Raw genomic sequence first — 24667 nt, 5'->3', positions numbered from 1 at the left:
CCTCACCGGGTGAGGAACGGGCCCTCCTCCTGGCGGTTCGACGCCAGGTCGCAGACGACGTCGCGGTGCAGGCACTGGCGGACCTCGCGCTCCAGCGCCGCCGGCTCCCACCCGTTGAAGAAGTCGCCGTGCGCCGACAGGACCGAGCCCGAGGCGAGCCGCAGGTCGTGGTCGGGGCCGCTGATCGGGAACCCGACGCTCACCGTCAGCTGCGGCACCGACATCGGGTGGCCGTCGGGGCAGGCGCCGTCGCGCGAGTACGTCATGTGGTCGCGGTGGCCGGGCACGTCGGCGTGCTCGCCGTCCCAGCAGTCGGGGAAGGTCAGCACCATCGCGAGCGGTGCCGTGACCGGGCACGCCGGCGGCTCGTCGGAGAGCACGGTCCGCACCCCGCACGTCCAGCCGACCGCCTCGCCGGGCTGGGGCGCCGTCGCGTACGGGTCGCCGGCCAGCATCATCAGCCCGTCCGGGTAGGGCACCACCGAGGTGGGATCGATGCCGGGCGCGGCCCGGTAGTACGCGTGGATGGCGATGGGCTCGACGGCCACCTCGCCGTCGTAGAGCGTGGGCTGCCAGTAGGCGGCGTCGTCGCCTGGCTTGTCGCACGAGGTGCCGCCGGCTCGCAGCGAGTCGGGCGTGCTGTCCTCGTCGGTCGTCGTCGAGCCGTAGAAGTCGTGGCGGTGCGACCGCCCGACCTCGCCCGGGTACACGATCGGGTCGACCTCGCCCGAGTGCGACCAGGCGCACTCGGCCACGAACTGGCCGGACCCGCCCTGCGGGCCGACGTGGCGGGTCGGGGTCGCGACGGTGCCGTCGGACCAGCGCGGCGGGTCGTCGAGCGGCATCGACATGTCGTGCGCGCCCCCCGGGGCCGGGTCGCCGGCCATCGTCGTGCCGTCGGCCATCGCGTGCCCACCGGTCGTCGCCGGTCTCGGCGCCGGTCTCGGCGCCGGCTCGGACCCGCCGTAGCCGATCGCCAGCGCGGCGGCGACGGTCAGGAGGACCAGCAGCCCTGCGGACACGGCGGCGCCGGATCGACCGACCCCGGGATCGGTCGGCTCAGCCACCGGCGGCCGGCAGCTGGATCGACGCCACGTCGATCGCCATCGGCTTGGTGAACTGCGTCGCCTTGGTGGTGGCGGCGTTCGGCATGTTCTCCTGCGGGCCGGGCTCCGGCGTCGTCTTGTAGGCGTCCGGGCCCGGCTTGGCCGCCGGGCTGCCCATGAGGCCGATCAGGTCGAGCGGCGACGCGTTCCAGTCGGTCGCGGTCGGCTCTCCGTTGCACGGCGCCAGCTGCTCCAGGTTCGCCGGTGCGGAGGTCGTGAAGACGTTGGCCGAGAAGCAGTTGCGCAACGTCTCGGTGGTCTGGCCGGACTCGGTCAGGTCCACCGTGCCCACCGCCAGGTCGGCCACCTTGGACGCCGACACGTCGTTGCCCTCCACGGTGTTCTCGATCGGGTTCCACATGACGATGCAGCCCTCGCCGATGAGCGAGACCTCGACGCACTCGTCCGCCGGGATCGTCGGCTGGGCCTTCTCGGCCTTGGCGGGCGTCTCGTCGCACGGGGTGCCCCACTCGGTCTCGGGCGGGGCGAGGTCGTTGGCGTCGGACTCGGGGAAGGGCACGAGCCCGATGCCGGTCCGATCGTGGTTCCAGACCCGGTTCTTGGTGATCAGCGCCGTGACCGCGCCCGCCGGCAGGATCCCGTTGCCCTGGGCCAGGAGCGACACGTCGATGCCCGGACCGTCGGTCATGTTGTTGTCGTGCACCAGGTTGCCGGCGATCGTCGTCTCGCGGCTCGGGTAGCAGAGCTCGTAGGAGCCGGAGTTGGGGACGATGCCGGCGCGGTTGTTCGCGAACTCCGAGTTCACGATGTAGAGGTCGCCGCCGGAGTTGGTGCCGGAGTAGCCGAGGCCGTTGTACTCGGAGGTGACCTCGCTGATCACGGCGTCGCAGCGGTAGCACTCGCCGATGTAGAAGCCGGCGTCGGGGCTGCCCGAGGCGTAGCTGTGGTCGAACTGCCCGTGGTAGGCGTCGAAGGCGTAGATCCCGTAGTCGCCGTTGCGGTAGGCGGTCAGGTACGACCCGCGGTACCGGTCGGAGCCGGTCCAGTAGAACCCGTTCGAGACGTAGTTGCGGGCGGTCATGTTCTCGACGACCACGCCGTCGGTCTCGAGCACCCGGATGCCGTTCTCGAGCTCGAACTCGCCGTCCAGGACCACCTTGTTGCGGTCCACGCCACGGATCGTGATGTCGGCGACGTCGACGTCGACCGCCTCGTTGTAGACGCCCTCGTCGACGAGGATCAGGTCGCCCTCCTTCGCCGCCTCCACCGCGGCCTGGATGGTCGTCCGGTCCTGCGGGACGCGGATGGTGCCGTCGGTGGCGCCGCCCGATCCGCCGCTCGACACGTCCTCGCCGTCGTCGGACGAACAGGCTCCCGCGAGGATCGCGGTGACGGCCAGCACCGCCACGACCAGCACGCGTCCGCGTCGCATCGACCTGACACCCACTCCGGTACCCCCTGGTTCGTCCCCCCACCCGATCGATTGGGATCGGGTCCGGGCCCGACCATACAGTCGATCGGGTGACGCACCGCTTCCCCACCGCCCTCCGGGTCGCCGCGGTCGGCGCCGCCGGACTCGTGCTCGCGGCGTGCAGCGGCGGCGGCAGCTCGTCGACCTACCAGCTCCCCGAGGGCGAGAAGTGGGAGTCGGAGTCGGGCAAGGCCGTCACGATCGAGGCCCGGGACAACGTCTACGTGACCCAGTTCATCGAGGTGAAGAAGGGCACGAAGATCACCTGGGAGAACACGGGTCGGAACCGGCACAACGTGCTGCCCGACGACGAGGGCGACTTCAGCGAGGTGCCCGTCGACCAGCTCGATCCCGGCATGGAGGCCTCCCGCACGTTCGAGGAGACCGGCGAGTTCGGCTACTACTGCTCGCTCCACGGCTCGAAGACCAAGGGGATGTTCGGCGCCATCAAGGTCGTCGACTGAGGCCACTCCCTCCGGGCGCCGACGGCCCGAGCAGCTCGAGCGGGGGGGCAGAGCCGGCGCCATGAAGGTCGTCGACCGAGGCCAATGCCTCCGCACGCCGACGGCCCGAGCGACCCGAGCGGGGGTCGCGCCGCTGCCCGTCGGCGACCTGCAAGTCTGTACGGGCCATGTCCTTCCGCGACCGCTTCTTCACGCCGAGGGTGGCGCGGGCGACGACCTCGCCGTCGGCGATCCTGGCGACCGGCGCCGGCGCCGCGGTGGGCATCCTCGCGTTCGGTCCGGTCGGCGCCGTGCTCGGGCTGGGCGCGTACGCCGCCCGGGTCCTGGCCGCCGTGCCGAGGGCGCCGGAGCGGCCGGGCACCGACGTGCGGGGGCTCGTGGAGCCCTGGCGCACGCTGATGCAGGGCGTGCTGGACGCCCGGCGGCGCTACGACCGCGCCATCTCGTCGGTGCAACCGGGTCCCCTCCGCGACCGTCTCGTCGAGGTCGGCGGCCGTCTGGACAGCGCGGTCGACGACGCCGGCCGCATCGCCCGCGCCGGCAACACGCTGTCGGACGGCCGGGCCCAGATCGACGTGGACGCCGTGCGGGCCGAGCTCGACGCCGCCCGCGCCGCGCCGCGCACCGAGCGGTCCGACGCCACGGTCCAGGCGATCTCGGCGCAGCTCGAGTCGGCGGAGCGGCTCGACCGCACGATCTACGACACCTACGACCGCCTGCGCCTGCTCGACGCACGGCTGGACGAGACGGTGACCCGCACGGTGGAGCTGGCCGTGACGCAGGCCGACGCCCGGGAGGTCGGCGGGATCGGCAGCGAGGTCGACGCGATCGTGTCCGAGATGGAGTCGCTGCGACTCGCCATCGAGGAGACCGAGGGGACCGAGGGGACCGAGGGGACCGAGGGCACCGAGGGGACGGGCTCGGCGTGAACGAGACCGAGCGCTGGGACGACGAGGACCTGGCGCGCGACCTCGCCGCCGAGGAGGCGGGCGTCGGCGACGACCTCATCGTCGGGCGCCACGCCGCCGCGCCCAGGGACGCGGGGGCCCCGGACGACGGCGACGAGTGGGACGAGGAGGACGAGAGCGACGGATCGCCCCCGGTCGTCGACGATCGGCGGGGCCGGAGCCTGCTGCGCGCCAGCGCCCTCCCGGCGGTCGGCACCACGCTCAGCCGGGTCACGGGCCTCGTCCGGGTCGGCGCCCTGACGTACGCCCTCGGCCTCACCACGATCGCCGACGTCTACAACCTCGCCAACACGACCCCGAACATCCTGTACGAGCTCGTGCTGGGCGGCGTGCTCTCCTCGACGCTGGTCCCGCTGTTCGTCCGCACGCTCGACGACGCCGACGACGACACGGCCTCGGTCGTGACCACGGTGGCGTTCTCGGCGATCGTGGCGATGACGCTGCTCGGCGTCCTGCTCGCGCCCTGGATCAACCGCCTCTTCGCGCTGCCGCTCGAGGGCGCGGAGCGAGCGCAGCAGCTGGAGCTCGGCGACGACTTCCTCGAGCTGCTGATCCCGCAGATCCTGTTCTACGGCGTGACGACGCTGGTCACCGCGCTCCTGCACGCGCGGCGACGGTTCGCGCCACCCGCGTTCACGCCGGTGCTGACCAACCTCGTCACCGCGGCCGCGGCCGTCGGGGCGGCGCAGTGGTTCGCCCGCAGCGGCGCCGACATGGGGCAGGTCTACATGCTCGGCCTCGGCACGACGGCCGGCGTGGCGGCGATGGCCATCGCGCTCGTGCCGTCCATCCGCAGGGCCGGCATCACGCTGCGCTGGCGGTTCCGGCCCCGCCACCCCGCGGTGCGGTCGGTGCTGCGGTTGTCGGGCTGGACGGTGGGCTTCGCCGCGGCCAACCAGGTCGCCCTGCTCCTGATCCTCACGCTGGCCCGGGGCCAGGAGGCGGGCACGGTGTCGGCGTACCAGTACGCCTTCATCTTCTTCCAGCTCCCCCACGGCCTGATCGCCGTGTCGCTGATGACGGCGATCCTGCCCGAGCTGGCCGAGGCCGCGGTCGACCGGGACGACCGGGCCTACATCGCCCGCTTCCGCGAGGGCACGAGCCTGCTGCTCACCTTCCTGCTGCCCGCCGCCGTCGGGCTGCTCTTCATCGGCGAGCCGCTGATCCGCATCTTCCTCCAGCGCGGCAGCTTCACGGCCGAGGACACCACCCGGACCACCCAGATGCTGCTGGGGTTCGCCGTCGGCCTGCCGGCCTTCTCGCTGTACCTGTACTGCGTGCGGGCCTTCTTCGCCCGGCGCGACACCCGCACCCCGTTCTTCCTCAACCTGTTCCAGAACGGGCTGAACGTCGCCCTGGTCATCCCGTTCACGCAGCTCTGGGGGGCCGAGGGGCTGGCGCTCGCGTACTCCGTGTCGTACTGGGCCATCGCGGCGATCACGCTGTACGTGCTGAACCGCCGGGTGCCGCACCTCTTGACCGTGCGGGCGGCCTGGCCGCTGCTCCGATCGGTCGGCGTGGGCGTGGCCGTCCTGTTCGCCCTCGTGGCCACCGAGGTGGTGATCGGCGACCAGGTCGGGCCGGTCGTGCAGCTGGTCATCGAGGTCGGAGTCGCGCTGGCGGTCTTCGTGCCCGTGACGTTCATGCTGAAGCCCAAGGGGTTCGAGCCCGCCATCGACCGGTTGCGCCAGGGCATGCGCCGGCGCGGCCGCTCGATGGCGGGGTAGATCGCGGCCGAGAGCCGGTGGCCGGAGGACCTGGTTAGTCTTCGGGCCATGTGGAAAGCGATCAAGCGTTGGTGGGCCTACCTGGGCGCCAAGGTCAACAGCGTCTTCAACGAGAAGGCCGACCCGAAGGTGCAGCTCGAGCAGGCGATCACCGAGGCGCAGGAGCAGCACCGCCGGCTCAAGGAGCAGGCGGCCAACGTGATCGCCAACCAGAAGCAGAACGAGATGCGCCTGGACGCCACGCTGGCCGAGCTCGAGAAGCTCAACCGCAACGCCCAGCAGGCCGTGCTCATGGCGGACGAGGCGGCCAAGCGCGGGGACGCGGCGAAGGCCGCGGAGTACACCTCCGCCGCCGAGGCGTTCGCCAACCAGCTGATCTCCAAGGAGAAGGAGGTCGAGAACCTCAAGGCGATGTCGCTGCAGGCCACGCAGGCGGCCGAGCAGGCCAAGAACGCCGTCCAGCAGAACTCCCGGGTGCTCCAGCAGAAGCTGGCCGAGAAGCAGAAGCTCCTCGGCCAGCTCGACCAGGCCAAGATGCAGGAGCAGATGAACAAGGCCATGGCCACGCTGTCGGAGCAGGTCGGCGAGGACGTGCCGACGCTCGACGAGGTCCGGGAGAAGATCGAGACCCGCTACGCGAAGGCCAAGGGCATGGCGGAGCTCCAGGACATGTCCGTCGAGTCGAAGATGCTCGAGGTCGAGCAGGCGTCGATCAACGTCGAGGCGCAGGCCCGGCTGTCGGAGATCCGCTCGAAGCTCGGCATCGACGAGGCCGAGGCCCCGGCCGCCGAGGCCGCACCGGCCGAGGCGCCCGCCACCGCGCAGGAGCCCTCGCCGGGCAGCTGACCACCCGGAGCCCGGATCGGGCCTAACCCGGGAGCACCACCAGGTCGTCGGCGTGGATGACCTCGCCCGAGCCGGCGAGGTCGACCGATCGCCGGCCGACCATCGACCGCAGCGTCGGCGTGTCGACGCGCACCAGGCCCTTCGCCACCACGGCCCCGTCGGGCCCGACCACCTCGACGGCGTCCTCGGCGTCGAACGAGCCGTCGACACCGACCACGCCGGCGGCCAGCAGCGACCGGCCGCCGCCGGCCACGGCCCGGGCCGCACCGGCATCGATCGTGACCCGACCGTGCGACGGCAGCGCGAAGGCGATCCAGAGCTTGCGGGCCGACAGCCGCCGGGCCCGGGGCAGGACGATCGTCCCCACGCCGGTGCGGCCGGCGATGGCATCGGCGACCACGCCCGGTCGGCCCGCCGCCGCGATCACGGCCCGGACGCCCGACCAGGAGGCCATCTTGGCCGCCGCCAGCTTGGAGGCCATGCCGCCGGAGCCGCGATCCGAACCGGCACCGCCGGCGAGCGCCTCGAGCTGCTGGTCGACCTCGACGATCTCCTCGATCAGCGACGCCTCGGCGGCCACCCTCGGATCGGCGTCCATCAGGCCCGGGGCGTCGGTCAGGAGCACGAGCAGCTCGGCGCCGAGCAGCTGGGCCACGAGCGCGGCGATGCGGTCGTTGTCGCCGAAGCGGATCTCGTCGTCCGCGATCGCGTCGTTCTCGTTGACCACGGGGACCACGCCCAGCTCGAGCAGGCGCTCGAGGGTGGAACGGGCGTGCAGGTACTGGGCCCGCACCATGAAGTCGAGCGGGGCGAGCAGCACCTGCCCGGCGACCAGCGAGTGGGTCGCGAGGTGCTCGCCCCACGTCTGCATCAGCCGGGCCTGGCCCACGGCCGAGACGGCCTGGAGGGTCCGTGCGTCCCGCGGGCGGTCCTCGGCCCTGATGTCGAGGGCGGGCAGCCCGGCGGCCACCGCGCCGGAGCTCACCAGCACGACCTCGTGACCGGCTTCGCGGGCGGCGGCCACCTCGTGGGCGGTCTTGGCGACGGCGTCGACGTCGATGACCCCGTGGCGGTCGGTGAGGCTCGACGTCCCGAGCTTGAGCACGACCCTCACGGCCCGCGGTCCCCGGCGTCGCCCCACTCGTCGTCCGCACCGCCGTCCTCGCCGTCGACGGTGTCGGGCTCTGGCCGCTCGTCGAAGGGCTGGACGTCCATCTCGTCGTCGGACTCCCAGTCGAAGCTGAGGCCGCCGATGTGCACGGCGTCACCGTTGCGCGCCCCGGCCCGGCCGAGCGCGCGGTCGACGCCGAGCTTCGCGAGCCGGCCCCGCGCGACGTCCATCGCCTCGGGGTTGGTCAGGTCGTTGAGGTTCACGGCGCGGATGGCCTCGCGGCCCTCGACCACGAAGCTGCCGTCGTCGCGCCGGCTGATCGTGATGCCCTCGACCGCGGGGCGCAGCGTGACGAACCCCTCGGGCGGCGCCTGCTCGGCCCGGGCGGCCTCGACCTCGCGCCGCAGCGCGCCGATCAGCTGCGGGATGCCCTCGCCGGTCACCGCCGACACGACGAGCCCGTCGAAGCCGTCGACGACGCCCGGCTCCGCCAGGTCGGCCCGCGACCCGACCCGCAGCCGGGGCCGGTCGAGCAGGTCGGGCCGGTAGCCGCCCAGCTCGCCGAGCAGCGTGGCCTCCTGCTCCTCCCACGTCTCGCCGGCGAACGGCGACAGGTCGAGCAGCAGCACCAGCACGGACGCCCGCTCGATGTGGCGGAGGAAGCGATGGCCGAGCCCCCGACCCTCTGCCGCGCCCTCGATGAGGCCGGGGATGTCGGCGACCACCATCTCGAACCCGTCGTCCAGGCGGACGACCCCGAGGTTCGGCTCCAGCGTGGTGAACGGGTAGTCGGCGATCTTGGGCCGGGCGGCGGAGATGCGGCTGATCAGCGTCGACTTGCCGACGTTCGGGAACCCGACGAGCGCCACGTCGGCCATCAGCTTCAGCTCGAGGCGGATCCAGCGCTCCTCCCCGACCTCGCCCTGCTCGGCGAAGCCGGGGGCCCGGCGCTTGTTCGACAGGAACCGGGCGTTGCCCTTGCCGCCCTGCCCGCCGGCCGCGGCGAGCCAGCGGTCGCCGTCACCGACCAGGTCGGCCAGCGGCGTGCCCTCCCAGTCGATGATCTGCGTGCCGACCGGCACGGGCACGACAAGGTCGTCGCCCTTGGCGCCGTGGCGCTTGGCGCCCTTGCCGTGAGTGCCGCTCTGCGCCTTGCGGTGCGGGTGGTCCCGGAACGCCAGGAGCGACGCCGTGTTGTGGTCGGCGACCAGCCAGACGTCGCCGCCCTTGCCGCCGTCACCGCCGTCGGGGCCGCCCATCGGCGTGTGCGCCTCGCGTCGGAACGACACGCACCCGGCGCCGCCGTCCCCTCCCTTCACGTTGAGGGAGCACTCGTCCACGAAGTTCGACACGGTGCCCCAGCCTACGGGGCCCGTCGCGACGGCTCGTGCGACGTTCCTCAGCCCGAACGCCCGTTCACCCGAGGACGGAACGGTGGCTAGTGTCACCTCCGCCGTCCGACAGACCAACGGGGGATCCATGGGCATGACGTTCGCCGACACCGAGACGCTCTGGGAGCTGGTCGAGCGCCGGGCGGAGGCCACGCCCGACGCCCTGCTGCTGATCGACGAGTCGGGCCGCTCGATCACGTGCGCGGCGTTCCGAGACCGTGCCCTGCGGGCCGCGGCGGGCTTCCACGCCCTCGGTGTCGCCCACGGCACCCGCGTGACGTGGGAGCTGCCCAACCGGTTCGAGACGATCATCGCCAGCTTCGCCCTCGCCCGCCTCGGTGCGGTGCAGAACCCGGTGCTGCACTTCTACCGCCACAAGGAGGTGGGCTACGCGATCCGGGCGACCCAGGCCGAGTTCGTGCTCGTCCCCGGCGAGTGGGGCGGCTTCGACTTCGCCGCGATGGTCGACGAGCTCACGGCGGACCTGGCCGACCGGCCGGTCGTCGTCGACGTGTTCGCCGACCTGCCCGACGGCGACCCCGCCGCCCTCGCCGACGTGCCGGCGCCCACCGACGGCCACGAGATCCGCTGGGTGTACTTCACGTCGGGCACGACGTCGGACCCGAAGGGCGTGCGCCACTCGGACCGCACCCTGATCACGGGCGCCAACGGCCTGGCCGTCGCGCTCGACATGAACCCCGAGGACGTCGGCTCGATCGCCTTCCCGTTCAGCCACATCGCCGGGCCGGACTACTTCGGCACGATGCTGCTGGCGGGCTTCCCGGCGGTGCTGTTCGAGGCGTTCAACCCCGAGACGGCGGTGCCGGTGCTGGCCGCCAACGGCGTGACGATGGTGGGAGGCGGCACGGCCTTCTACCAGATGTACCTGACCGAGCAGCGCAAGGACCCCGACACGCCGATCATCCCGTCGCTGCGCAAGATGTCGGGCGGCGGTGCCCCGATGCCGCCCGAGATCTTCGAGGAGGTCAAGCGCGAGTTCGGCGTGAAGATCTGCCACGGCTACGGCATGACGGAGTGCCCGATGATCTGCGAGGGCTCGCCGCACGACACCGACGAGCAGCTCGCGAACACCGTCGGCAAGGCGGTCGAGGGCCTCGAGCTGCGGATCGTCACCGAGGACGGGACGGTGGCGGCGCCGGGCGAGGACGGCGAGGTCCGCCTCAAGGGCCCGATGGTCTTCAAGGGCTACACCGACGAGGCCGCCACCGCCGAGGCCTTCGACGACGACGGCTGGTTCCGCACCGGCGACCTCGGCCACGTCCGCCCCGATGGCCACGTGGTGCTGACCGGCCGCCTCAAGGACGTGATCATCCGCAAGGGCGAGAACATCTCGGCCAAGGAGATCGAGGACCTGCTCTACGCCCACCCGAAGGTCGGCGACATCGCGGTGATCGGGCTCCCGGACCGGGAGCGGGGCGAGCGGGTCTGCGCCGTCGTCGAGCGGGTGCCCGGCGCCGACGCGGCCGACGACCTCACGTTCGACGAGATGGTCGCCACGCTCACCGAGGCCCAGCTGATGAAGCAGAAGTTCCCCGAGCAGCTCGTCGTCGTCGACGCCCTGCCCCGGAACGAGACCCTGAGGAAGGTCCTCAAGTACAAGCTCCGCGAGGAGTACGCCCAGGTCCCCTGGCCCTGAGCGCCGCGGCGCCCGCCCCGGCCTTCGGCGGCGGCATCCGTCGCCTGACGACGGATCCCGCCGCCAGAGCGGTCGCTCGAGGGCGTCCCCGGCGCGTCAGACGGGCCCCGTAGTCTCGGCGCGATGCCCTCCGAGCGACCTGCCCCCCGACCCGGACCGCTGCTCGGCACGTCACGCGCCGAGGAGTGGGCGGCGACCATGACCGGCCACCGGGACCGCGGGCGCAGCGCCACGGCGGTCCGGCGGGCCCACGCCGAGGGGTCGGCCACGGTCGGGACCGCGTCGCCCGCCGACCGCGAGGCCCGCGAGGAGCGGGAGGACCGCACGATGGCCTCGGGCGCCACGCGCGCCGTCGGCGCCGGCAACCGGGCCCTCGAAGAGGAGCCCGACCCCTGGCGCACCTGCTTCGAGCGCGACCGCGACCGCATCCTCCACGGCACCGCGTTCCGGCGCCTGGCCGGCAAGACGCAGGTCTTCGTCTTCCCCGACGACCACCAGCGGACGCGCATGACCCACGCGCTCGAGGTGGCGCAGGTGGCGGTGGCGATCAGCCGGGCGATCGGGCTCAACGTCGCCCTGACCGAGGCGATCGCCCTCGGCCACGACTGCGGACACGGGCCGGGCGGCCACGCCTCGGAGGACGCGTTCTCGCCGTACGTCGACGGCGGCTACGACCACGCCGTCTGGGGCGCCGACGTCGTGCTCGAACCGCTGAACCTCTGCACCGAGACGCTCGACGGCATCCGGAACCACTCGTGGTCCCGACCGGCCCCGTCGACGCCCGAGGGCGAGGTGGTCTCGTGGGCCGACCGGATCGCGTACGTCTGCCACGACTTCGAGGACGCGGTGCACGTCGGCATCACGACGCCCGACCTCCTGCCCCCGGTCGTCGCCGAGCGCTGCGGGACGCGCCGGAGCCAGCAGCTGGGCGCGTTCATCGCCGGCGTCGTCGACGGGGTCGAGGCCACCGGCGAGGTCTGCATGTCCGAGCCGCTCGCCGAGGCCCTGGGCGAGTTCCGGCGGTTCGACTACGACCACATCTACATGCGGCCTGCGTCGGTCGAGCAGTCCCACTCGGTCATCCGGGTGCTCCGGGCGCTGGTCGAGCACCACGCGGACCGGCCCAACTCGCTCCCCCGTCCCGCCCGCCTGCTCCGCGGGGTGGACCCCGGCAGCCCCGAGGCGTTCCGCCAGGCGGTCACCTATGTGGGCGGCATGACCGACCGGTTCGCCTTCAACCAGGCCCGCACGCTGCTCGGTTGGCGCACCGCCGACCTTCCCGTGGGGATCGGTTGACGGTGGGAAGCCCCACGCACGTCGGCTTCCTCCGGGCGGTCAACGTCGGCGGTCGGACCGCCCGAAAGGAGCAGCTCGTCGCCGCCGCCGAGGCCGCCGGCGCCGACGACGTCTCGACCTTCATCGCCAGCGGCAACCTGCTCTTCGCCCCCGGGACCCTGCCGGTTCGCCGCCCGCAGCTCGAGACGGCGTTGGAGCGGGCGCTCGAGGACGAGCTCGGCTTCACCACGGAGGTGTTCGTCCGGGGCCGCCGCCAGCTCGCCGCCCTCGCCGACTGCGACCCCTGGGACGGCGCCGTCGACCTCGACGCCGGCACCTGGAACGTGGGCTTCCTGCGCGCCGCGCTCCCCGCCGCCGACGCCGCGCGCCTCGTGTCGCTGTCGTCGGCCGACGACCACCTGGCCACGTCGGGCAGCGAGCTGCACTGGCACACCGCCGGGAAGATGTCCGACTCGGTGCTGTTCCAGCGCCCGAAGGACATGGGCCGCGCCATCGGCGACGTGCCCGTCACCATGCGGAACATCCGCACGGTCCGCCGCCTGGTCGACAAGCTCGGCTGACGGCCGGCCCGCTGCTGCTTTGGCGGCCGAAACCGTCGGGAGACGACGGAAACCGCCGCCAAACCAGCCGGGCGCCACGACTGCGCGGCCGGCTGGCTGCGACTTTGGCGGCTGGAACCGTCGGGAGACGACGGAAACCGCCGCCAAAGCACCGGGCAGACGCGGCTCGGCCCGCCGGTTCGGCGGGCCGAGGCGACGAGCAGGGTGCGGTGGGACGCTCAGTCGGTGAGCGGCACCACGTTGACGTGCTTGCGGTTCCTGCGGGTCCCGAACTTCACGGTGCCGTCGGCGAGCGCGAACAGCGTGTCGTCGCCGCCGATGCCGACGTTCTCGCCGGGGTGGATCTTCGTGCCGCGCTGGCGGACGATGATCGAACCGGCGGTGACCACACCGCCGTCGTACACCTTCACGCCCAGGCGCTGTGCGTTGGAGTCACGGCCGTTCCGGGTGGAGCCGCCGCCCTTGGTCTTCGACATGGGAGCCTCGTCCTCTGCTGTGTGGGGCCCGTCAGCCGGCGCTGATGCCGGTGATCTCGATCGTGTCGTAGCTCTGGCGGTGTCCCCAGCGCTTCCGCTCGTTGGCCTTGTTCTTGTAGGTGAACGCGTTGATCTTCGGGCCCTTGGCACCGCCGATCACCCGCGCCGACACCGAGGCACCGGAGAGCTGGTCCGGGGTGGCGAGGACGGTCTCGCCGTCGACGACCACCACGGGCTGGAGCTGGACATCATCACCGGGCTCACCGAGGCGTTCGACGGTCAGGCGCTGCCCTTCCTCGACGCGGTACTGCTTGCCACCGGTCTTCACGACTGCATACATACGGCCTGCGATCTTAGGGCAACGACCACCCGCGCAGGAAGTCGGCGTCCGTCACTCCCCCAGCGGGGCGTCCGGCCGGCTCAGCCGACGAGCTCGTCGGGCAGGACCAGGCCCCGCCCGTCGCAGTGGTCGCAGCGGTGGGCGACGGACTCGAGCAGCCCCTCGCCGATCCGCTTGCGGGTCATCTCGACCAGTCCCAGCTCGGAGATGTTGAACACCTGGGTGCGGGTCTTGTCCCGGGAGAGCGCCTCGCGGAAGGCCTTCACGACCTTGTCGCGGTTGTCCTTGACCTCCATGTCGACGAAGTCGATGACGATGATGCCGCCGATGTCGCGCAACCGGAGCTGGCGGGCGATCTCCTCGGCCGCCTCCAGGTTGTTGCGGAACACCGTCTCCTCGAGGCTCGACGAGCCGACGTTGCGCCCGGTGTTGACGTCGATGACGGTCAGCGCCTCGGTGTGCTCGATGATCAGCGAGCCGCCCGACGGCAGCCAGACCTTCCGGTCGAGCGCCTTCACCAGCTGCTCGGTCACGTGGAAGCGCTCGAACATGGGCAGCGGCTCGGCCCTCGGGTCGAAGTACTCGATCCGGTCGACGAGGGCCGGGGCCACGGCGGCGACGTAGTCGCGCATGTCCTCGTAGAGCGCCGTGTCATCGATCAGCACGCCCCGGTACTCGGCGTTGAACTCCTCGCGGATGATCCGCACCGCCATCTCGGGCTCCCGGTAGATGAGCCCCGGGCGCTGCTGCTTGGCCGCCAGGTCGGAGATCTGCTCCCACTGCCTGACCAGTCGGGCGACGTCGCGCTCGATCTCGTCGGCCGTCACGTTCTCGGCGGCGGTCCGGACGATCAGCCCGTGCTCGGCCGGGCGGACCCGGTCGAGGATCTGGCGGAGGCGCTTGCGCTCGTCGTCGGGCAGCCGCTTGGAGATGCCGTAGGTCCGCGAGTTCGGGACGAGGACGACGAAGCGCCCGGGGAGCGACACCTCCTGCGTGAGGCGGGCGCCCTTGTGGGCGATCGGGTTCTTGGTGACCTGGCAGAGGATCAGCTGTCGAGCCTTGAGCACGTCCTCGATCCGGGGCTGCTCCCCGCCGCCCGACTCGACGTCCTCCGGGTCGTACTGGACGTCGCTGCGGTACAGGACGGCGTTCTTGGGGGTGGCGATGTCGATGAACGCCGCCTCCATGCCGGGCAGGACGTTCTCGACCCGGCCGACGTAGATGTTGCCGTGGATCTGGAACACGTCGTCGGCCGGGTGGCTGACGTAGTGCTCGACGAGCGAGCGGCCCTCGAGGATGGCGATGTGAGTGGCCTCGGGGGTCACGTGCACGTTCATCTGGTACCGCCCGATGGCGCGGCCCTTGCGCTGCCGGCCCCGCCGACGCTCCATGGTCTCGTCGTCGAGCTCGACGGGCGCGTCGTCGACGAGCACCGCCTCGACCGGCGTCGGCTGGTTGCGGCGACGCCCGTCGCCGCCCTGGCCACCACCGCGGCCGCCCTGGCCGCCTCGGCCCTGGCCCTGGCCACCGCCCTTGCCGCGGCCCTGGCCGCCCTGGCCCTGGTTCTGGCCGCCCTGGTTCTGGCCGCCCTGGCCGCCCGGGTTCTGGCCGGCCTGGCCCTGACCGCCGCCTCCCCCGCCGCCACGGCGGCGACGGCGCCGGCGGCTGCTGCGGGACTGGCCGCCGCCCGGCTGGCCCGGCTGCCCGGGCGTGGTGGCCGTGGCGCCGCCCTGGCGGTCGCCGTTCGGACCGGACGCTGCGGCCGGCGGGGGCGCCGGACGGCTGTCGCCGATCTTGGGCTTGGCGTCAGCCGCGGGGCGGTCGCCGCCCGTCGCGGGTCCGGTGGATGTGTTGGGTGCGGCCGCTCGGCCGTCGTTCGGTTCGGTGTCCGACATGGGACGTTCCCTTCATGACGCACGCACCGATGCGTGCGGGGACGGCGCGGCGAGCTCGATGGGCTCGCGACGTTCGCCGTCGCTCTGGATCCATTGGTGCGTCCTGACGACCCTGAGCGGGTGCTCCGGGAGCTGCATCGCGAGGAGCAGCTCGGCGGGTCGGACGCTGCGAGGTTTGGTGCCGAGCTCCACGGTGAGCAGGGCGCCGTCTGGGTGTGGGTCCACGTCCAGTGAGAGGAGCAGCGGGCGCAGGTCCTCGCGCACCTGCTTGCCCTTGCGGACCAGATCGATCGGGAGCTCGGTCGCCGCGAGCACCTCGGCCGCTGCCGTGGTGGCGTCGTCGAGGCGGTCGGCGGGCAGCACGAACTCCCACGTGCTGGAGGTGACGGCGTCCTGGAGGGACGGCGTCCCGGGGGCCAGCTCCGTCGACGCGGTGACGACCACGCCGGTGGGCAGGCACGGCTGGAGCAGGTCGGCGACGGCGTCGGCCGCGACGGCGTCCGTGCCGTCGTCGGGGTCGTCGAGGTCGATGTCGACGTACTCGGCGAGCGACTCGTACCCGGTGGAGAGCGCCAACCCGAAGTGCAGGCGCGCCCGGGGCGAGAAGCCCTGGCTGTAGGCGACGGGGAGCCCGGCGCGCCGGACGGCGCGCTCGAGGATGCGGGCCAGGTCGCGGTGCGACAGGAACCGCACCTTGCCGACCTTGGCGTAGCGGACGCGCACCCTCACGAGCTCGTCCCCACCGGGCGAGGGGTGAGCGAGACCGGCACCGCGCCGCCGATCGACAGGTCCTGACCGGTGCCCTGGCTGCCGCCGGCGGGCGGCGTCGCCGACGCCACGACGTGCTCGATGCCGTACCCGGTGCAGGCACCGCAGTCGTAGCAGGGCGTCCACCGGCAGTCGGGCAGGCCGACCTCGGCCAGCGAGTCCTGCCAGTCCTGCCACAGGAAGTCCTTGTGCAGGCCGGCGGACAGGTGGTCCCACGGCAGGACCTCGTCCTCGGTGCGGTGGCGGTACGTGTACCACTCGACGCTGAGACCGTGGGTGGCCATCGCCTCCTCCCACAGGTCGAGCCGGAAGCACTCCGACCACTCCTGGAAGGTGCCGCCCCGGCGCCAGACCTCCTCGATGACCGGGCCGAGGCGGCGGTCGCCGCGGCTGGCGATGCCCTCGGCCAGCGTCGCCCTGGGGTCGTGCCACTTCATCTGCACGCCGTGGTTCCGGCGCACGGTGTCGCGGAGGAGGTGGATCTTGCGCTGGAGCTCGACCACCGTGTTCTGGCCGAACCACTGGAAGGGTGTGTGCGGCTTGGGCACGAAGCCCCCGACGGACACCGTCACCGACGGGCCCTTGTGGTAGCGCTTGCCGATCTCGACGCAGTTGGCGGCCATCTCGGCGATGCCGAGGGTGTCCTCGTCGGTCTCGGTGGGGAGCCCGGTGAGGAAGTACAGCTTCATACGCCGCCAGCCCTGCGAGTACGCCGACTCGACGGCGTCGTAGAGGTCCTGCTCGCGGATGAGCTTGTTGATCACCTGGCGCATGCGCCACGTGCCGGCCTCGGGGGCGAAGGTCAGGCCCGTCCGCCGGCCCTTCTGCAGCTGCGAGGCGATCTCGACGCCGAAGGCGTCGACCCGCAGGGACGGCAGCGACACCGACACCCGGCCGCACGCGTCGTCGTCGATGACGCCGCCGACCACGTCGGCGATGCCGGAGAAGTCGGCCGTGGACAGCGAGGTGAGGGCGACCTCGTCGTAGCCGGTGCGCCGCAGCCCGTCGGCCACCATCGAGCGGACCTGCTCCGCCGGGCGCTCCCGGACGGGTCGCGTGATCATGCCGGCCTGGCAGAACCGGCAGCCGCGGGTGCAGCCCCGGAACACCTCGACGTTGAGCCGGTCGTGGACGACCTCGGTCAGTGGCACGAGCTGCTGCTTCGGGTACGGCCACTCGGCCAGGTCCGCGATCGTCCGCTTCTCGACCACCTCGGGGGCCTCGGGCCAGATCGGCTCGACGCCGACGAGCGCCGGCCCGTCGTAGCGGGCCTCGTAGGCGGCCGGGACGTACACGCCGGGCACGGCGCACAGCGCCCGCAGGACGTCCTCCCGGTCACCGCGGCCCGAGGACTTCCACGCCGAGACGACCCGGTTGATCTCGGTGACGACCTCCTCGCCGTCGCCCAGGACGACCAGGTCGACGAAGTCGGCGATCGGCTCGGGGTTGTAGGTGCAGTGGCCGCCCACGGCGACGAGCGGGTGGTGGGCCCGCCGCTCCGCCGCCCGGACCGGCACGCCGGCCAGGTCGATGCAGTTGAGGAGGTTCGTGTAGTTGAGCTCGGCCGAGAGGTTGAACGCGACGACGTCGAAGTCGGTCGCGGGCCGGTGGGTGTCGACGCTGAACAGCGGCAGGCCGGAGGCCCGCATCTCGGCCTCGAGGTCGACCCAGGGGGCGTACGCCCGCTCGGCGACGGCGTCGGCGCGCTCGTTGAGGATCTCGTACAGGATCTGCAGGCCCTGGTTGGGCAGGCCGATCTCGTACGTGTCGGGATAGGTCATCAACCAGGCGACGACGGGGCTCGTGGGCCCCATCCCCGACCAGTCGGGGTTGACGCTGCCGTCCTCGCAGCCGATGTACCGGGCGGGCTTCTGGACCCGGTGCAGCAGCGGCTCCAGGCGGTCCCACACGGAGCCGCCCGGACCTGAGGGCGCCCCGGGGGCGTCGGCCTGGTGGACGGACATGGTCCGTGAAGTGTACCGACGGTGACGTTCGGGCACGGAACCGGGTTCAGCCGCCACGCCGGGCCCGGCGCATCAGGCGTAGCGGTGCATGTGGACCGACTGCACCAGGCCGACCGCGGCGAACGACGTCATCAGCGAGGAGCCGCCGTAGGACACGAAGGGCAGCGGGATGCCGGTCACCGGCATGATCCCGAGCGTCATCCCGATGTTCTCGAAGATGTGGAACAGGAACATCGACATGATCCCGACGCAGATCAGGGTCCCCAGCGGGTCCGCGGCGAGCTGGGCGACCCGCCAGATCCGCCAGACCAGGAGCCCGAGGAGGATGACGAGCGACCCGGCGCCCACGAAACCGAGCTCTTCCCCCGCGACGGTGAAGATGAAGTCGGTCTCCTGCTCGGGCACGTAGCCGCCCCGGGTCTGGGGCCCCTTGGTGTACCCGTAGCCGGTCAGGCCGCCGGAGCCGATGGCCTGCTGGGCCTGCTCGACGTTGTACGACTGGCCGTTGGGGGTCACGAACGAGGTCAGCCGGTCCTTCTGGTACTGGTCGAGCGTGCCCGAGTTGAGGATGCCGAACACCGCCACCAGCCCCAGCACGACCAGCACGAGCAGGTGGCGCATCTGCACGCCGCCCACGACGAGCATGCCGAGCGCGATCACGATGAACACCAGCGCCGAGCCGAGGTCGGGCTGCAGCAGCGTCATCGCGGTCGGGACGGCGAACAGGCCCAGCGCCACGGCGAGGCGCCGCAGGTCGACCTTCTCCTGGTGGCCGAGGTACGCGGCGACCGCGATGATCACGCCGAGCTTGGCGAACTCGGCCGGCTGGAGCGAGAACGGGCCGAAGCGGTACCAGCCCTTCGTGCCGTTCACGACGGAGCCGAGCGGTGTGAAGACGCCCGCCATGGCGACGAGCGACAGGCCGTAGATCAGCTGCCACCAGTCCGCGATCCGCCGGTAGTCGACGAGGGCGAGGCCGGCCATCAGGCCGAGGCCGAGGATGATGAACATCCCCTGGCGAAGCATGTAGCCGGTGCCGCCGTCCATGTTGCGGGTGGCGCTGTACACCATCGCCGTCCCCATCACGACGATGAGCCCGACGACGACGAGCAGCGCGACGTCCACGTGGCGCCAGGGCGCCGAGAGGTCGCGGGAGCGGAACCGGTCGGTACCGGTGAAGGTCCTGGTCATCGGTGCACCGCCGTCATCCCGGGCCTCCGGAACCGACGTCGCGCTGGCTGGCGCTGCTGGCGGCGATCGACGCGAGGTCGCAGTTGGCCCGGTCCGCGACCGTGCAGGCCGGGACGAGCTGGCCCGAGCTGGCCGGCTGGAGGATGCGGAACGCGAGCGGGGCGGCGACGTCGCCGCCGAAGCCGGCCTCGGGCACGATCACGCTGATCGCGTACTGCGGCACGCCGCCGGGCGCGACCGGGCCCCACCCGGCGAAGAGCGCCGTGTCGGCCTTGTCCTTGACCTGGGCCGTGCCGGTCTTGCCCGCCATCGGCCACGCCGTCGGGCTGGCCCGCCAGGACGCCGAGGCCGTGCCCTCGCCGCTCTGGGTCACACCGACGAGGCCGCTGACGATCTGGTTGTACTGCTCGGGCGTCATGGCGACCTTGCCCAGCTCCTCGGGCTCGACCTGGGTCACCACCTCGAAGTTGCCCTCCTGGCCGGGCGGGAGGGTCGGGTCCTTGCTGCGGGTGACCTTCGAGACGATCTGGGGCCGGAAGCGCGTCCCACCGTTGGCCAGCGTGGCGTAGGCGTCGGCCAGCTGCAGCGGCGTCACCAGCACGTCGCCCTGGCCGATGGCGGTGATGATGTTGTCGCCGGTGAACCAGTCGCCAGTCGCGAACGCCTCGGGGTTCGCCTCGTACGCCTCGCGGCGCGCCTCGGGCGTCGGGAGCCGACCCTGGTTCTCGCCCAGCAGCTTGATCCCGGTGCGGTCGCCGAGGCCGAACCCCTTGGCCGAGTCCTGGATCGGCGTGTTGCCGAAGCGGTCGCGGCCGACCCAGAACTGCTCGCCGATCCAGTAGTAGTAGACGTCCGAGCTCACGGTGAGCGACCGCGGCACGTTGACCCGGCCGTGCGCGTTGCGGCCGGCGTTCTGGTACTCGCACTTCGTGCCCTTGCACGCCTTCAGCTTGTAGACGCCGTTGTCCACGTAGCTCTCGTTGCCGGTGGGGAGCAGGCCGCTCGACATCGCCGCGTACGCGGTGAACGGCTTGAACGTCGACCCGGGTGCGTAGGCGCCCTGGAGGGCCCAGTTGTAGAGCGGCCGTCCGTTGGCCGGGTCGTTGAGCTGCGCCCACAGCTCCGACGAGATGCCGTTCACCGTCTGCCCCGGATCGAACTCCGGGTAGCTCGCCATCGCCAGGATCTGCCCGGTCATCGGCTCCTGGATCACCACCGAGCCCTGCGGCACGTTCAGCTTGGCGCCGGTCGTCCGATCGGTCCGCCCGCGCAGCGACTCGATCTTGGCCTTGAGCAGCCGCTCGGCCTGGGCCTGGAGGTCGATGTCGATGCTGAGCCACACGTCGTCGCCGGCCTTCGCCTCCTCCTGCTTCACGACGTCGATGAGGTCGCCCTTCGCGTTCACCTCGATCGTGCGGCTGCCGGGGACCGCCCGGAGGTAGTCCTCGTAGGACTGCTCCACCCCGGACTTCCCGATCAGGTCGCCCGGCTGGTACGGCTTCGGCGGGACACCCTCGATCGTCGTCGTGGTGGCCGGCGGGTCCGTCGTGGTGGCGCCGGCCGGCAGCGTGCCGCCCTTGGCGGCCAGCTCCTTCTCGTTGGTCTCGCCGACGTAGCCGAGCACCTGCCCGGCCAGCGAGCCGTAGGGGTACGCGCGCACCGCGCGCGTCTCGACCACGACGCCGGGGAACCGGTCGGCCCGCTCCGAGAGGTAGATCTCGACCTCCTCGGTGACGTCGTCGACGATCGGGACGTACTCCTGCGGGGCGTAGCGCTGGTCGGCGTAGCGCTTCTGGATGAGATCGACCTTGGTGGGCCGCCCGAGGTCGGTCAGGGTCTGGGCCAGCTCGTCGAAGTGCTGCGTCCGCTCCTCCTCGTCCATCTTCCGCAGGGGCTCCCGGTCGAGCGCCACCACCCGGGAGGTCCGGTTGTCGACGATGACCTTGCCGTTGCGGTCGAGGATCCGGCCGCGGGGGCCCTCCTCGTGGATCACTCGCAGGCGGTTCGAGGCCGAGGCGACCTCGAACTTCTGCCGGTCGATCCCCTGCAGGAACCACAGGCGGACGAACAGCGCGAGGAACAGCGACACGGCCACGATGCCGAGCGCGCTGAGCCGGACCTGGCGGGAGTCAGTGTCCATGCCCGCCTCGGTGTCCACGTTCGTCTCCGGCGAGGTGCCCGCGCCCGCCGGCGTGATCGGGAGCGTGGAGGAGGGGCGACGACATGGGTGCGGAGGGACCTGGGTGGCGGGCGGTGCGGGTGACGGCGGGGATCAGCGCGCCCGGAGGCGCACGTCCTCCGGTTCCGCCCAGCGGCAGACGGCCAGGACCGGGACCGCCAAGAGCGCGTTGAACGCCGCGACGATACCGACGATGGCGCCCAGGTTGGGATCGGACAATGAGCGCTGTCCCAGCAACTGGCCGATCGCGGCGTAGACGAGCGTGCCCGCCGCGCTGGCCAGGGCGACGATCCCCGCCGAGATCCACCGCGTCGGCCGGGCCACGGCGTCGCCGGCCACGCCGGACCCGTAGCCGACGAGCAGGTAGGCCAGGGCCGTCACGCCGAAGCGCCCCGGCAGGAACAGGTCGAAGAGGAGCCCGCAGGCGAACCCGACGCCGGCGCCGGTGCTCGGACCGCCGACCAGCCCGGCGCAGATCGCGACCAGCAGGAGGAGGTCGGGGTGCACGCCGGCGACCCTGATCTGGGTCGCCAGGCCGATCTGCAGCACCAGCGTGGCCGTCACGAGCAGGACCCACCGGATGAGGGAGCTGCCCTCGATCACCGGCCCGTCACCGCTGCGGCGTCCACTTCATCACCTGCACGACGTCGAGCTGGGAGAAGTCGACCGCGTAGTTCACGAGCAGGACCTGCAGGCCGGTGCTCCCGTTCGGGCTCGCCTTGTCGACGGTGCCGACCGGGATGTCGGGCGGCATGACCGAGTTCTCGAGGCCGCTCGTCAGCACCACCTCGCCGGGTTGGATGGGGTCGCCGATCTCGATCCCCTTGTCGACCACGAAGCGGTCGGAGTCGCCGCCGCCGTGCCCGAACCCCACGTCCTGGGTGCTGGCCAGGCGGACGCCGATGCCGAAGTCGGGGTCGGTGGCCAGCTGCACCACCGACCGCGTCCGGCTGACGCGCTCGAGCCGACCGACCAGGCCGCCACCGGTCTCCCCGGCGTTGGCCACGACCGGCATCCCGACCGCCAGGCCGGCGTCGCTCCCCTTGTCGATCTCCATCCGGAAGGAGTCGAAGTTCGAGTAGGGCCCGGACGCCACCCTCGCCACCTGGAGCGGCACGTCGCCGACGAAGCCGAGGTTGAGCTGCTCCTGGATGCGCTTGAGCTGCTCGATCGCGTTGGCCGCCTTGTCCTCGTTGCCCTCGAGCTCTGCCACCCGCTCGCGAAGGCGCTCGTTCTCGGCCTCGAGGTCCTCGTAGTCCGACACGCCGCCCCAGGCGTTGCGCACCGGCGTCGTCACCCAGGCGAACGCGTCGCCGACCGGGGCGAAGACGTCGCCGGCGGCGCCGCGGATCCCGTCGAACACGCCGACGCCCCGCGAGTCGAGGGTGATCAGCGTGACGGCCAGCAGGCTGAGGACGAGCAGCACGTACCGGGAGCGTCGTCGTGTCTCGACGGTCCGCACGGGGTTCAGTCGCGGTGTGAGGAGAACAGACCGGCCTGTTCGAGCGCCGGGAACTCCTCGAGGGCCATGCCGGAGCCGAGCGCGACCGCCTCGAGCGGTCGCGGGGCGATCCGGATGGGCATCCCGGTCTCCTGGGCCAGCCGGGTGGGCAGGCCCTTGAGGAGCGCGCCGCCGCCGGCGAGGACGATGCCGCGCTCCATGACGTCCGCGGCGAGCTCGGGCGGCGTCTTGTCGAGGGTGACCTTCACGGCGTCGACGATCGAGGAGACCGGCTCCTCGATGGCCTCGCGGATCTCGTGGGTCGAGGTGACGATCGTCTTGGGGAGGCCGGTGACGAGGTCGCGGCCGCGGATCTCGGCCTGCAGCTCCTGCTCCAGCTCCCACGCCGAGCCGAGCTCCATCTTCACGACCTCGGCGGTGCGCTCGCCGAGGGCGAGGCTGTACTCCTTCTTGATGTACTGGATGATCGCGTCGTCCAGCTCGTCGCCGCCGACGCGCACCGACTGGCTGGTGACCACGCCGCCCAGCGAGATCATGGCGACCTCGGTGGTGCCGCCGCCGATGTCGACGATCATGTTGCCGGTCGGCTCGTGGACCGGGAGCCCGGCGCCGATCGCGGCCGCCATCGGCTCCTCGATGATGCGGGCGGGCTTGCGGGCCCCGGCGAACTCGGCTGCGTCCTGCACGGCGCGCTGCTCGACGCCCGTGACGCCGGAGGGCACGCAGATGATCATCCGCGGCTTGGAGAACCGGCTGTTGTGCACCCGCTGGATGAAGTAGCGGAGCATGGTCTCGCAGACCTCGAAGTCCGAGATCACGCCGTCCTTCAGCGGGCGGATGGCCTGGATGTGCGCCGGCGTCTTGCCGATCATCCGCTTGGCCTCGGTGCCGACGGCCACGGCCCGGCCGTCCTTGACCTGCACCGCGACGACCGACGGCTCGCACAGCACGATGCCCTCGCCGCGGACGTAGACGAGCGTGTTGGCGGTGCCCAGGTCGACCGCCATGTCACGGCCGAGGAACGACGAGTTGAACCGTGCCATAGGTGCGTCCTCAAACTACTCGGGCGTCGACGGAGCGTGTGACCGGACGGTCACCCGCGCATGGCGCGTCCGCGAGGTGGGCGGGCCCCGAGGACGGCGGTGTGCGACGGAGGGCGTCGCAACAGGACCGCAAAGACCCTAACGGTTCGACGAGCGTCCGACCAGTGCCCCCTGTCGGTCGGTTCAGGACCGCGACGAAACGGTCCGGGCGGGACCCGAGCGACGCCACAGCCTCGGGTTCGCCGTCGCACCCCGGTCGCTCCTACCCTTCGATCCCCTGCCCCGCCGCACGCCGCCGTGCCGGGCACGCCCGCCGGACCCCCGGACCGACGACAGGAGCGAGACCCGTGACCAGGACCTTCATCATGTGCAAGCCCGACGCCGTGGAGCGGGGCCTGGTCGGCGAGATCGTGAGCCGCATCGAGCGCAAGGGCCTGCGGATCGTCGCCATGGACATGCGAGTCCCCGAGGTCGCGCTGGTCGAGGCGCACTACGAGGAGCACGCCGACAAGCCGTTCTTCGGCGAGCTCGTCACCTTCCTGACCCGGGGACCGGTCGTGGCCATGGTGGTCGAGGGCCCCGACGACGGCACGTGGCACCTGATGCGCACGCTGATCGGCAAGACGAAGGTCGAGGACGCCCAGCCGGGCTCGATCCGCGGCGACTTCGCCACCACCACCAACGAGAACCTGGTCCACGGCTCCGACGGCACCGAGTCGGCCGCCCGCGAGATCGGGCTCTGGTTCCCCGGCCTCGCCTGACCCACGCCGGGTCCGACGCCGCGCCACGTC

General features: G+C 72.1%; 22 protein-coding genes. 8 read left to right on the top strand and 14 right to left on the bottom strand.

Going from position 1 to position 24667, the window contains the following annotated elements:
* Nucleotides 1-2: 2 nt before the first annotated feature.
* Both LH044_RS20710 and LH044_RS20705 read right to left on the bottom strand, forming a co-directional pair.
* The gene (locus tag LH044_RS20710; RefSeq protein WP_227757537.1) at nucleotides 3-1022 is read right to left on the bottom strand and encodes a DUF1996 domain-containing protein; all 1020 of its coding nucleotides are present in this window, start codon (nucleotides 1020-1022) and stop codon (nucleotides 3-5) included.
* A 37-nt stretch (nucleotides 1023-1059) separates the two neighbouring features.
* Nucleotides 1060-2499 (bottom strand): right-handed parallel beta-helix repeat-containing protein, encoded by a 1440-nt coding sequence (locus tag LH044_RS20705; RefSeq protein ID WP_227757536.1) that lies wholly within the window; start codon nucleotides 2497-2499, stop codon nucleotides 1060-1062.
* 89 nt (nucleotides 2500-2588) lie between these two features.
* On the opposite strand from LH044_RS20705, the gene LH044_RS20700 reads away from it, so the two are divergent.
* The 4 genes from LH044_RS20700 (at nucleotide 2589) to LH044_RS20685 (ending at nucleotide 6543) form a co-directional block, all read left to right on the top strand.
* Nucleotides 2589-3002 (top strand): cupredoxin domain-containing protein, encoded by a 414-nt coding sequence (locus LH044_RS20700; RefSeq protein ID WP_227757535.1) that lies wholly within the window; start codon nucleotides 2589-2591, stop codon nucleotides 3000-3002.
* A 167-nt stretch (nucleotides 3003-3169) separates the two neighbouring features.
* Nucleotides 3170-3931 carry a hypothetical protein gene (locus tag LH044_RS20695; RefSeq protein ID WP_227757534.1) on the top strand — a complete coding sequence of 254 codons (762 nt, stop codon included), beginning with the start codon at nucleotides 3170-3172 and terminating at the stop codon, nucleotides 3929-3931.
* Complete coding sequence (murJ, locus tag LH044_RS20690) at nucleotides 3928-5697, top strand: murein biosynthesis integral membrane protein MurJ (RefSeq protein ID WP_227757533.1); 1770 nt, start codon at nucleotides 3928-3930, stop codon at nucleotides 5695-5697. Before LH044_RS20695 ends, murJ begins: the two co-directional genes overlap by 4 nt.
* Before the next feature lie 48 nt (nucleotides 5698-5745).
* Entirely contained in the window at nucleotides 5746-6543 is a 798-nt protein-coding gene (locus tag LH044_RS20685) for a PspA/IM30 family protein (protein ID WP_227757532.1), read from the top strand.
* Nucleotides 6544-6565: 22 nt separating this feature from the next.
* On the opposite strand, the gene proB is transcribed toward LH044_RS20685, so the two are convergent.
* Nucleotides 6566-7657: a glutamate 5-kinase gene (gene proB, locus LH044_RS20680; RefSeq protein WP_227757531.1), complete on the bottom strand. Its 1092-nt coding sequence runs from the start codon at nucleotides 7655-7657 to the stop codon at nucleotides 6566-6568.
* Nucleotides 7654-9006 (bottom strand): GTPase ObgE, encoded by a 1353-nt coding sequence (obgE, locus tag LH044_RS20675; RefSeq protein WP_227757530.1) that lies wholly within the window; start codon nucleotides 9004-9006, stop codon nucleotides 7654-7656. Before obgE ends, proB begins: the two co-directional genes overlap by 4 nt.
* A gap of 133 nt (nucleotides 9007-9139) precedes the next feature.
* On the opposite strand from obgE, the gene LH044_RS20670 reads away from it, so the two are divergent.
* The 3 genes from LH044_RS20670 to LH044_RS20660 all read left to right on the top strand — a co-directional run bounded on the left by LH044_RS20670 (nucleotide 9140) and on the right by LH044_RS20660 (nucleotide 12558).
* On the top strand, nucleotides 9140-10702 hold the full coding sequence (locus tag LH044_RS20670) for a class I adenylate-forming enzyme family protein (protein ID WP_227757529.1): 1563 nt from the start codon (nucleotides 9140-9142) through the stop codon (nucleotides 10700-10702).
* Between the two features lie 198 nt (nucleotides 10703-10900).
* Nucleotides 10901-11998, top strand: a complete 1098-nt coding sequence (locus LH044_RS20665) for an HD domain-containing protein (protein WP_374210646.1) — start codon at nucleotides 10901-10903, stop codon at nucleotides 11996-11998.
* Nucleotides 11999-12000: 2 nt separating this feature from the next.
* A complete protein-coding gene (locus LH044_RS20660) occupies nucleotides 12001-12558 on the top strand; it encodes a DUF1697 domain-containing protein (RefSeq protein WP_227757527.1) in 558 nt (185 codons plus the stop codon).
* 218 nt (nucleotides 12559-12776) lie between these two features.
* Here the strand turns inward: LH044_RS20660 and rpmA are convergent, their stop codons facing one another.
* From rpmA to LH044_RS20610, 10 genes are all read right to left on the bottom strand, one after another.
* Entirely contained in the window at nucleotides 12777-13034 is a 258-nt protein-coding gene (gene rpmA, locus LH044_RS20655) for a 50S ribosomal protein L27 (protein WP_227757526.1), read from the bottom strand.
* A 31-nt stretch (nucleotides 13035-13065) separates the two neighbouring features.
* Nucleotides 13066-13374: a 50S ribosomal protein L21 gene (gene rplU / locus LH044_RS20650; RefSeq protein ID WP_227757525.1), complete on the bottom strand. Its 309-nt coding sequence runs from the start codon at nucleotides 13372-13374 to the stop codon at nucleotides 13066-13068.
* An 80-nt stretch (nucleotides 13375-13454) separates the two neighbouring features.
* Complete coding sequence (locus LH044_RS20645; RefSeq protein WP_227757524.1) at nucleotides 13455-15269, bottom strand: Rne/Rng family ribonuclease; 1815 nt, start codon at nucleotides 15267-15269, stop codon at nucleotides 13455-13457.
* Nucleotides 15270-15281: 12 nt separating this feature from the next.
* A complete protein-coding gene (locus LH044_RS20640) occupies nucleotides 15282-15998 on the bottom strand; it encodes a TIGR03936 family radical SAM-associated protein (RefSeq protein ID WP_227757523.1) in 717 nt (238 codons plus the stop codon).
* The gene (locus LH044_RS20635; protein ID WP_227757522.1) at nucleotides 15995-18001 is read right to left on the bottom strand and encodes a TIGR03960 family B12-binding radical SAM protein; all 2007 of its coding nucleotides are present in this window, start codon (nucleotides 17999-18001) and stop codon (nucleotides 15995-15997) included. The genes LH044_RS20640 and LH044_RS20635 overlap by 4 nt, the downstream gene beginning before the upstream one ends.
* A 72-nt stretch (nucleotides 18002-18073) precedes the next feature.
* Nucleotides 18074-19192: a rod shape-determining protein RodA gene (rodA, locus tag LH044_RS20630; RefSeq protein ID WP_227757521.1), complete on the bottom strand. Its 1119-nt coding sequence runs from the start codon at nucleotides 19190-19192 to the stop codon at nucleotides 18074-18076.
* Nucleotides 19193-19205: 13 nt separating this feature from the next.
* The gene (mrdA, locus tag LH044_RS20625; RefSeq protein ID WP_227757520.1) at nucleotides 19206-21332 is read right to left on the bottom strand and encodes a penicillin-binding protein 2; all 2127 of its coding nucleotides are present in this window, start codon (nucleotides 21330-21332) and stop codon (nucleotides 19206-19208) included.
* A 132-nt stretch (nucleotides 21333-21464) separates the two neighbouring features.
* Entirely contained in the window at nucleotides 21465-21974 is a 510-nt protein-coding gene (gene mreD / locus LH044_RS20620) for a rod shape-determining protein MreD (protein ID WP_227757519.1), read from the bottom strand.
* A gap of 7 nt (nucleotides 21975-21981) precedes the next feature.
* Complete coding sequence (gene mreC, locus LH044_RS20615) at nucleotides 21982-22797, bottom strand: rod shape-determining protein MreC (protein WP_227757518.1); 816 nt, start codon at nucleotides 22795-22797, stop codon at nucleotides 21982-21984.
* 41 nt (nucleotides 22798-22838) lie between these two features.
* A complete protein-coding gene (locus LH044_RS20610; RefSeq protein ID WP_227757517.1) occupies nucleotides 22839-23876 on the bottom strand; it encodes a rod shape-determining protein in 1038 nt (345 codons plus the stop codon).
* A 347-nt stretch (nucleotides 23877-24223) separates the two neighbouring features.
* On the opposite strand from LH044_RS20610, the gene ndk reads away from it, so the two are divergent.
* Entirely contained in the window at nucleotides 24224-24637 is a 414-nt protein-coding gene (gene ndk, locus LH044_RS20605) for a nucleoside-diphosphate kinase (protein ID WP_227757516.1), read from the top strand.
* The last annotated feature ends 30 nt before the right edge of the window (nucleotides 24638-24667 follow it).

This window comes from Dermatobacter hominis (assembly GCF_020715685.1).
Taxonomy (GTDB): Bacteria; Actinomycetota; Acidimicrobiia; order Acidimicrobiales; family Microtrichaceae; genus Dermatobacter; species Dermatobacter hominis.
The sequence above is the reverse complement of the archived record's forward strand: the minus strand, read 5'-3'. Positions and strand labels throughout refer to the sequence as shown.

What these genes read in the sequence shown, in the direction of transcription:
- LH044_RS20705 (WP_227757536.1), bottom strand. Translation starts at nt 2,499, where the DNA reads ATGCGACGCGGACGCGTGCTGGTCGTGGCGGTGCTGGCCGTCACCGCG.
- LH044_RS20695 (WP_227757534.1), top strand. Translation starts at nt 3,170, where the DNA reads ATGTCCTTCCGCGACCGCTTCTTCACGCCGAGGGTGGCGCGGGCGACG.
- LH044_RS20685 (WP_227757532.1), top strand. Translation starts at nt 5,746, where the DNA reads ATGTGGAAAGCGATCAAGCGTTGGTGGGCCTACCTGGGCGCCAAGGTC.
- LH044_RS20670 (WP_227757529.1), top strand. Translation starts at nt 9,140, where the DNA reads ATGACGTTCGCCGACACCGAGACGCTCTGGGAGCTGGTCGAGCGCCGG.
- LH044_RS20665 (WP_374210646.1), top strand. Translation starts at nt 10,901, where the DNA reads ATGACCGGCCACCGGGACCGCGGGCGCAGCGCCACGGCGGTCCGGCGG.
- rpmA (WP_227757526.1), bottom strand. Translation starts at nt 13,034, where the DNA reads ATGTCGAAGACCAAGGGCGGCGGCTCCACCCGGAACGGCCGTGACTCC.
- rplU (WP_227757525.1), bottom strand. Translation starts at nt 13,374, where the DNA reads ATGTATGCAGTCGTGAAGACCGGTGGCAAGCAGTACCGCGTCGAGGAA.
- LH044_RS20645 (WP_227757524.1), bottom strand. Translation starts at nt 15,269, where the DNA reads ATGTCGGACACCGAACCGAACGACGGCCGAGCGGCCGCACCCAACACA.
- LH044_RS20635 (WP_227757522.1), bottom strand. Translation starts at nt 18,001, where the DNA reads ATGTCCGTCCACCAGGCCGACGCCCCCGGGGCGCCCTCAGGTCCGGGC.
- rodA (WP_227757521.1), bottom strand. Translation starts at nt 19,192, where the DNA reads ATGACCAGGACCTTCACCGGTACCGACCGGTTCCGCTCCCGCGACCTC.
- mrdA (WP_227757520.1), bottom strand. Translation starts at nt 21,332, where the DNA reads ATGGACACTGACTCCCGCCAGGTCCGGCTCAGCGCGCTCGGCATCGTG.
- LH044_RS20610 (WP_227757517.1), bottom strand. Translation starts at nt 23,876, where the DNA reads ATGGCACGGTTCAACTCGTCGTTCCTCGGCCGTGACATGGCGGTCGAC.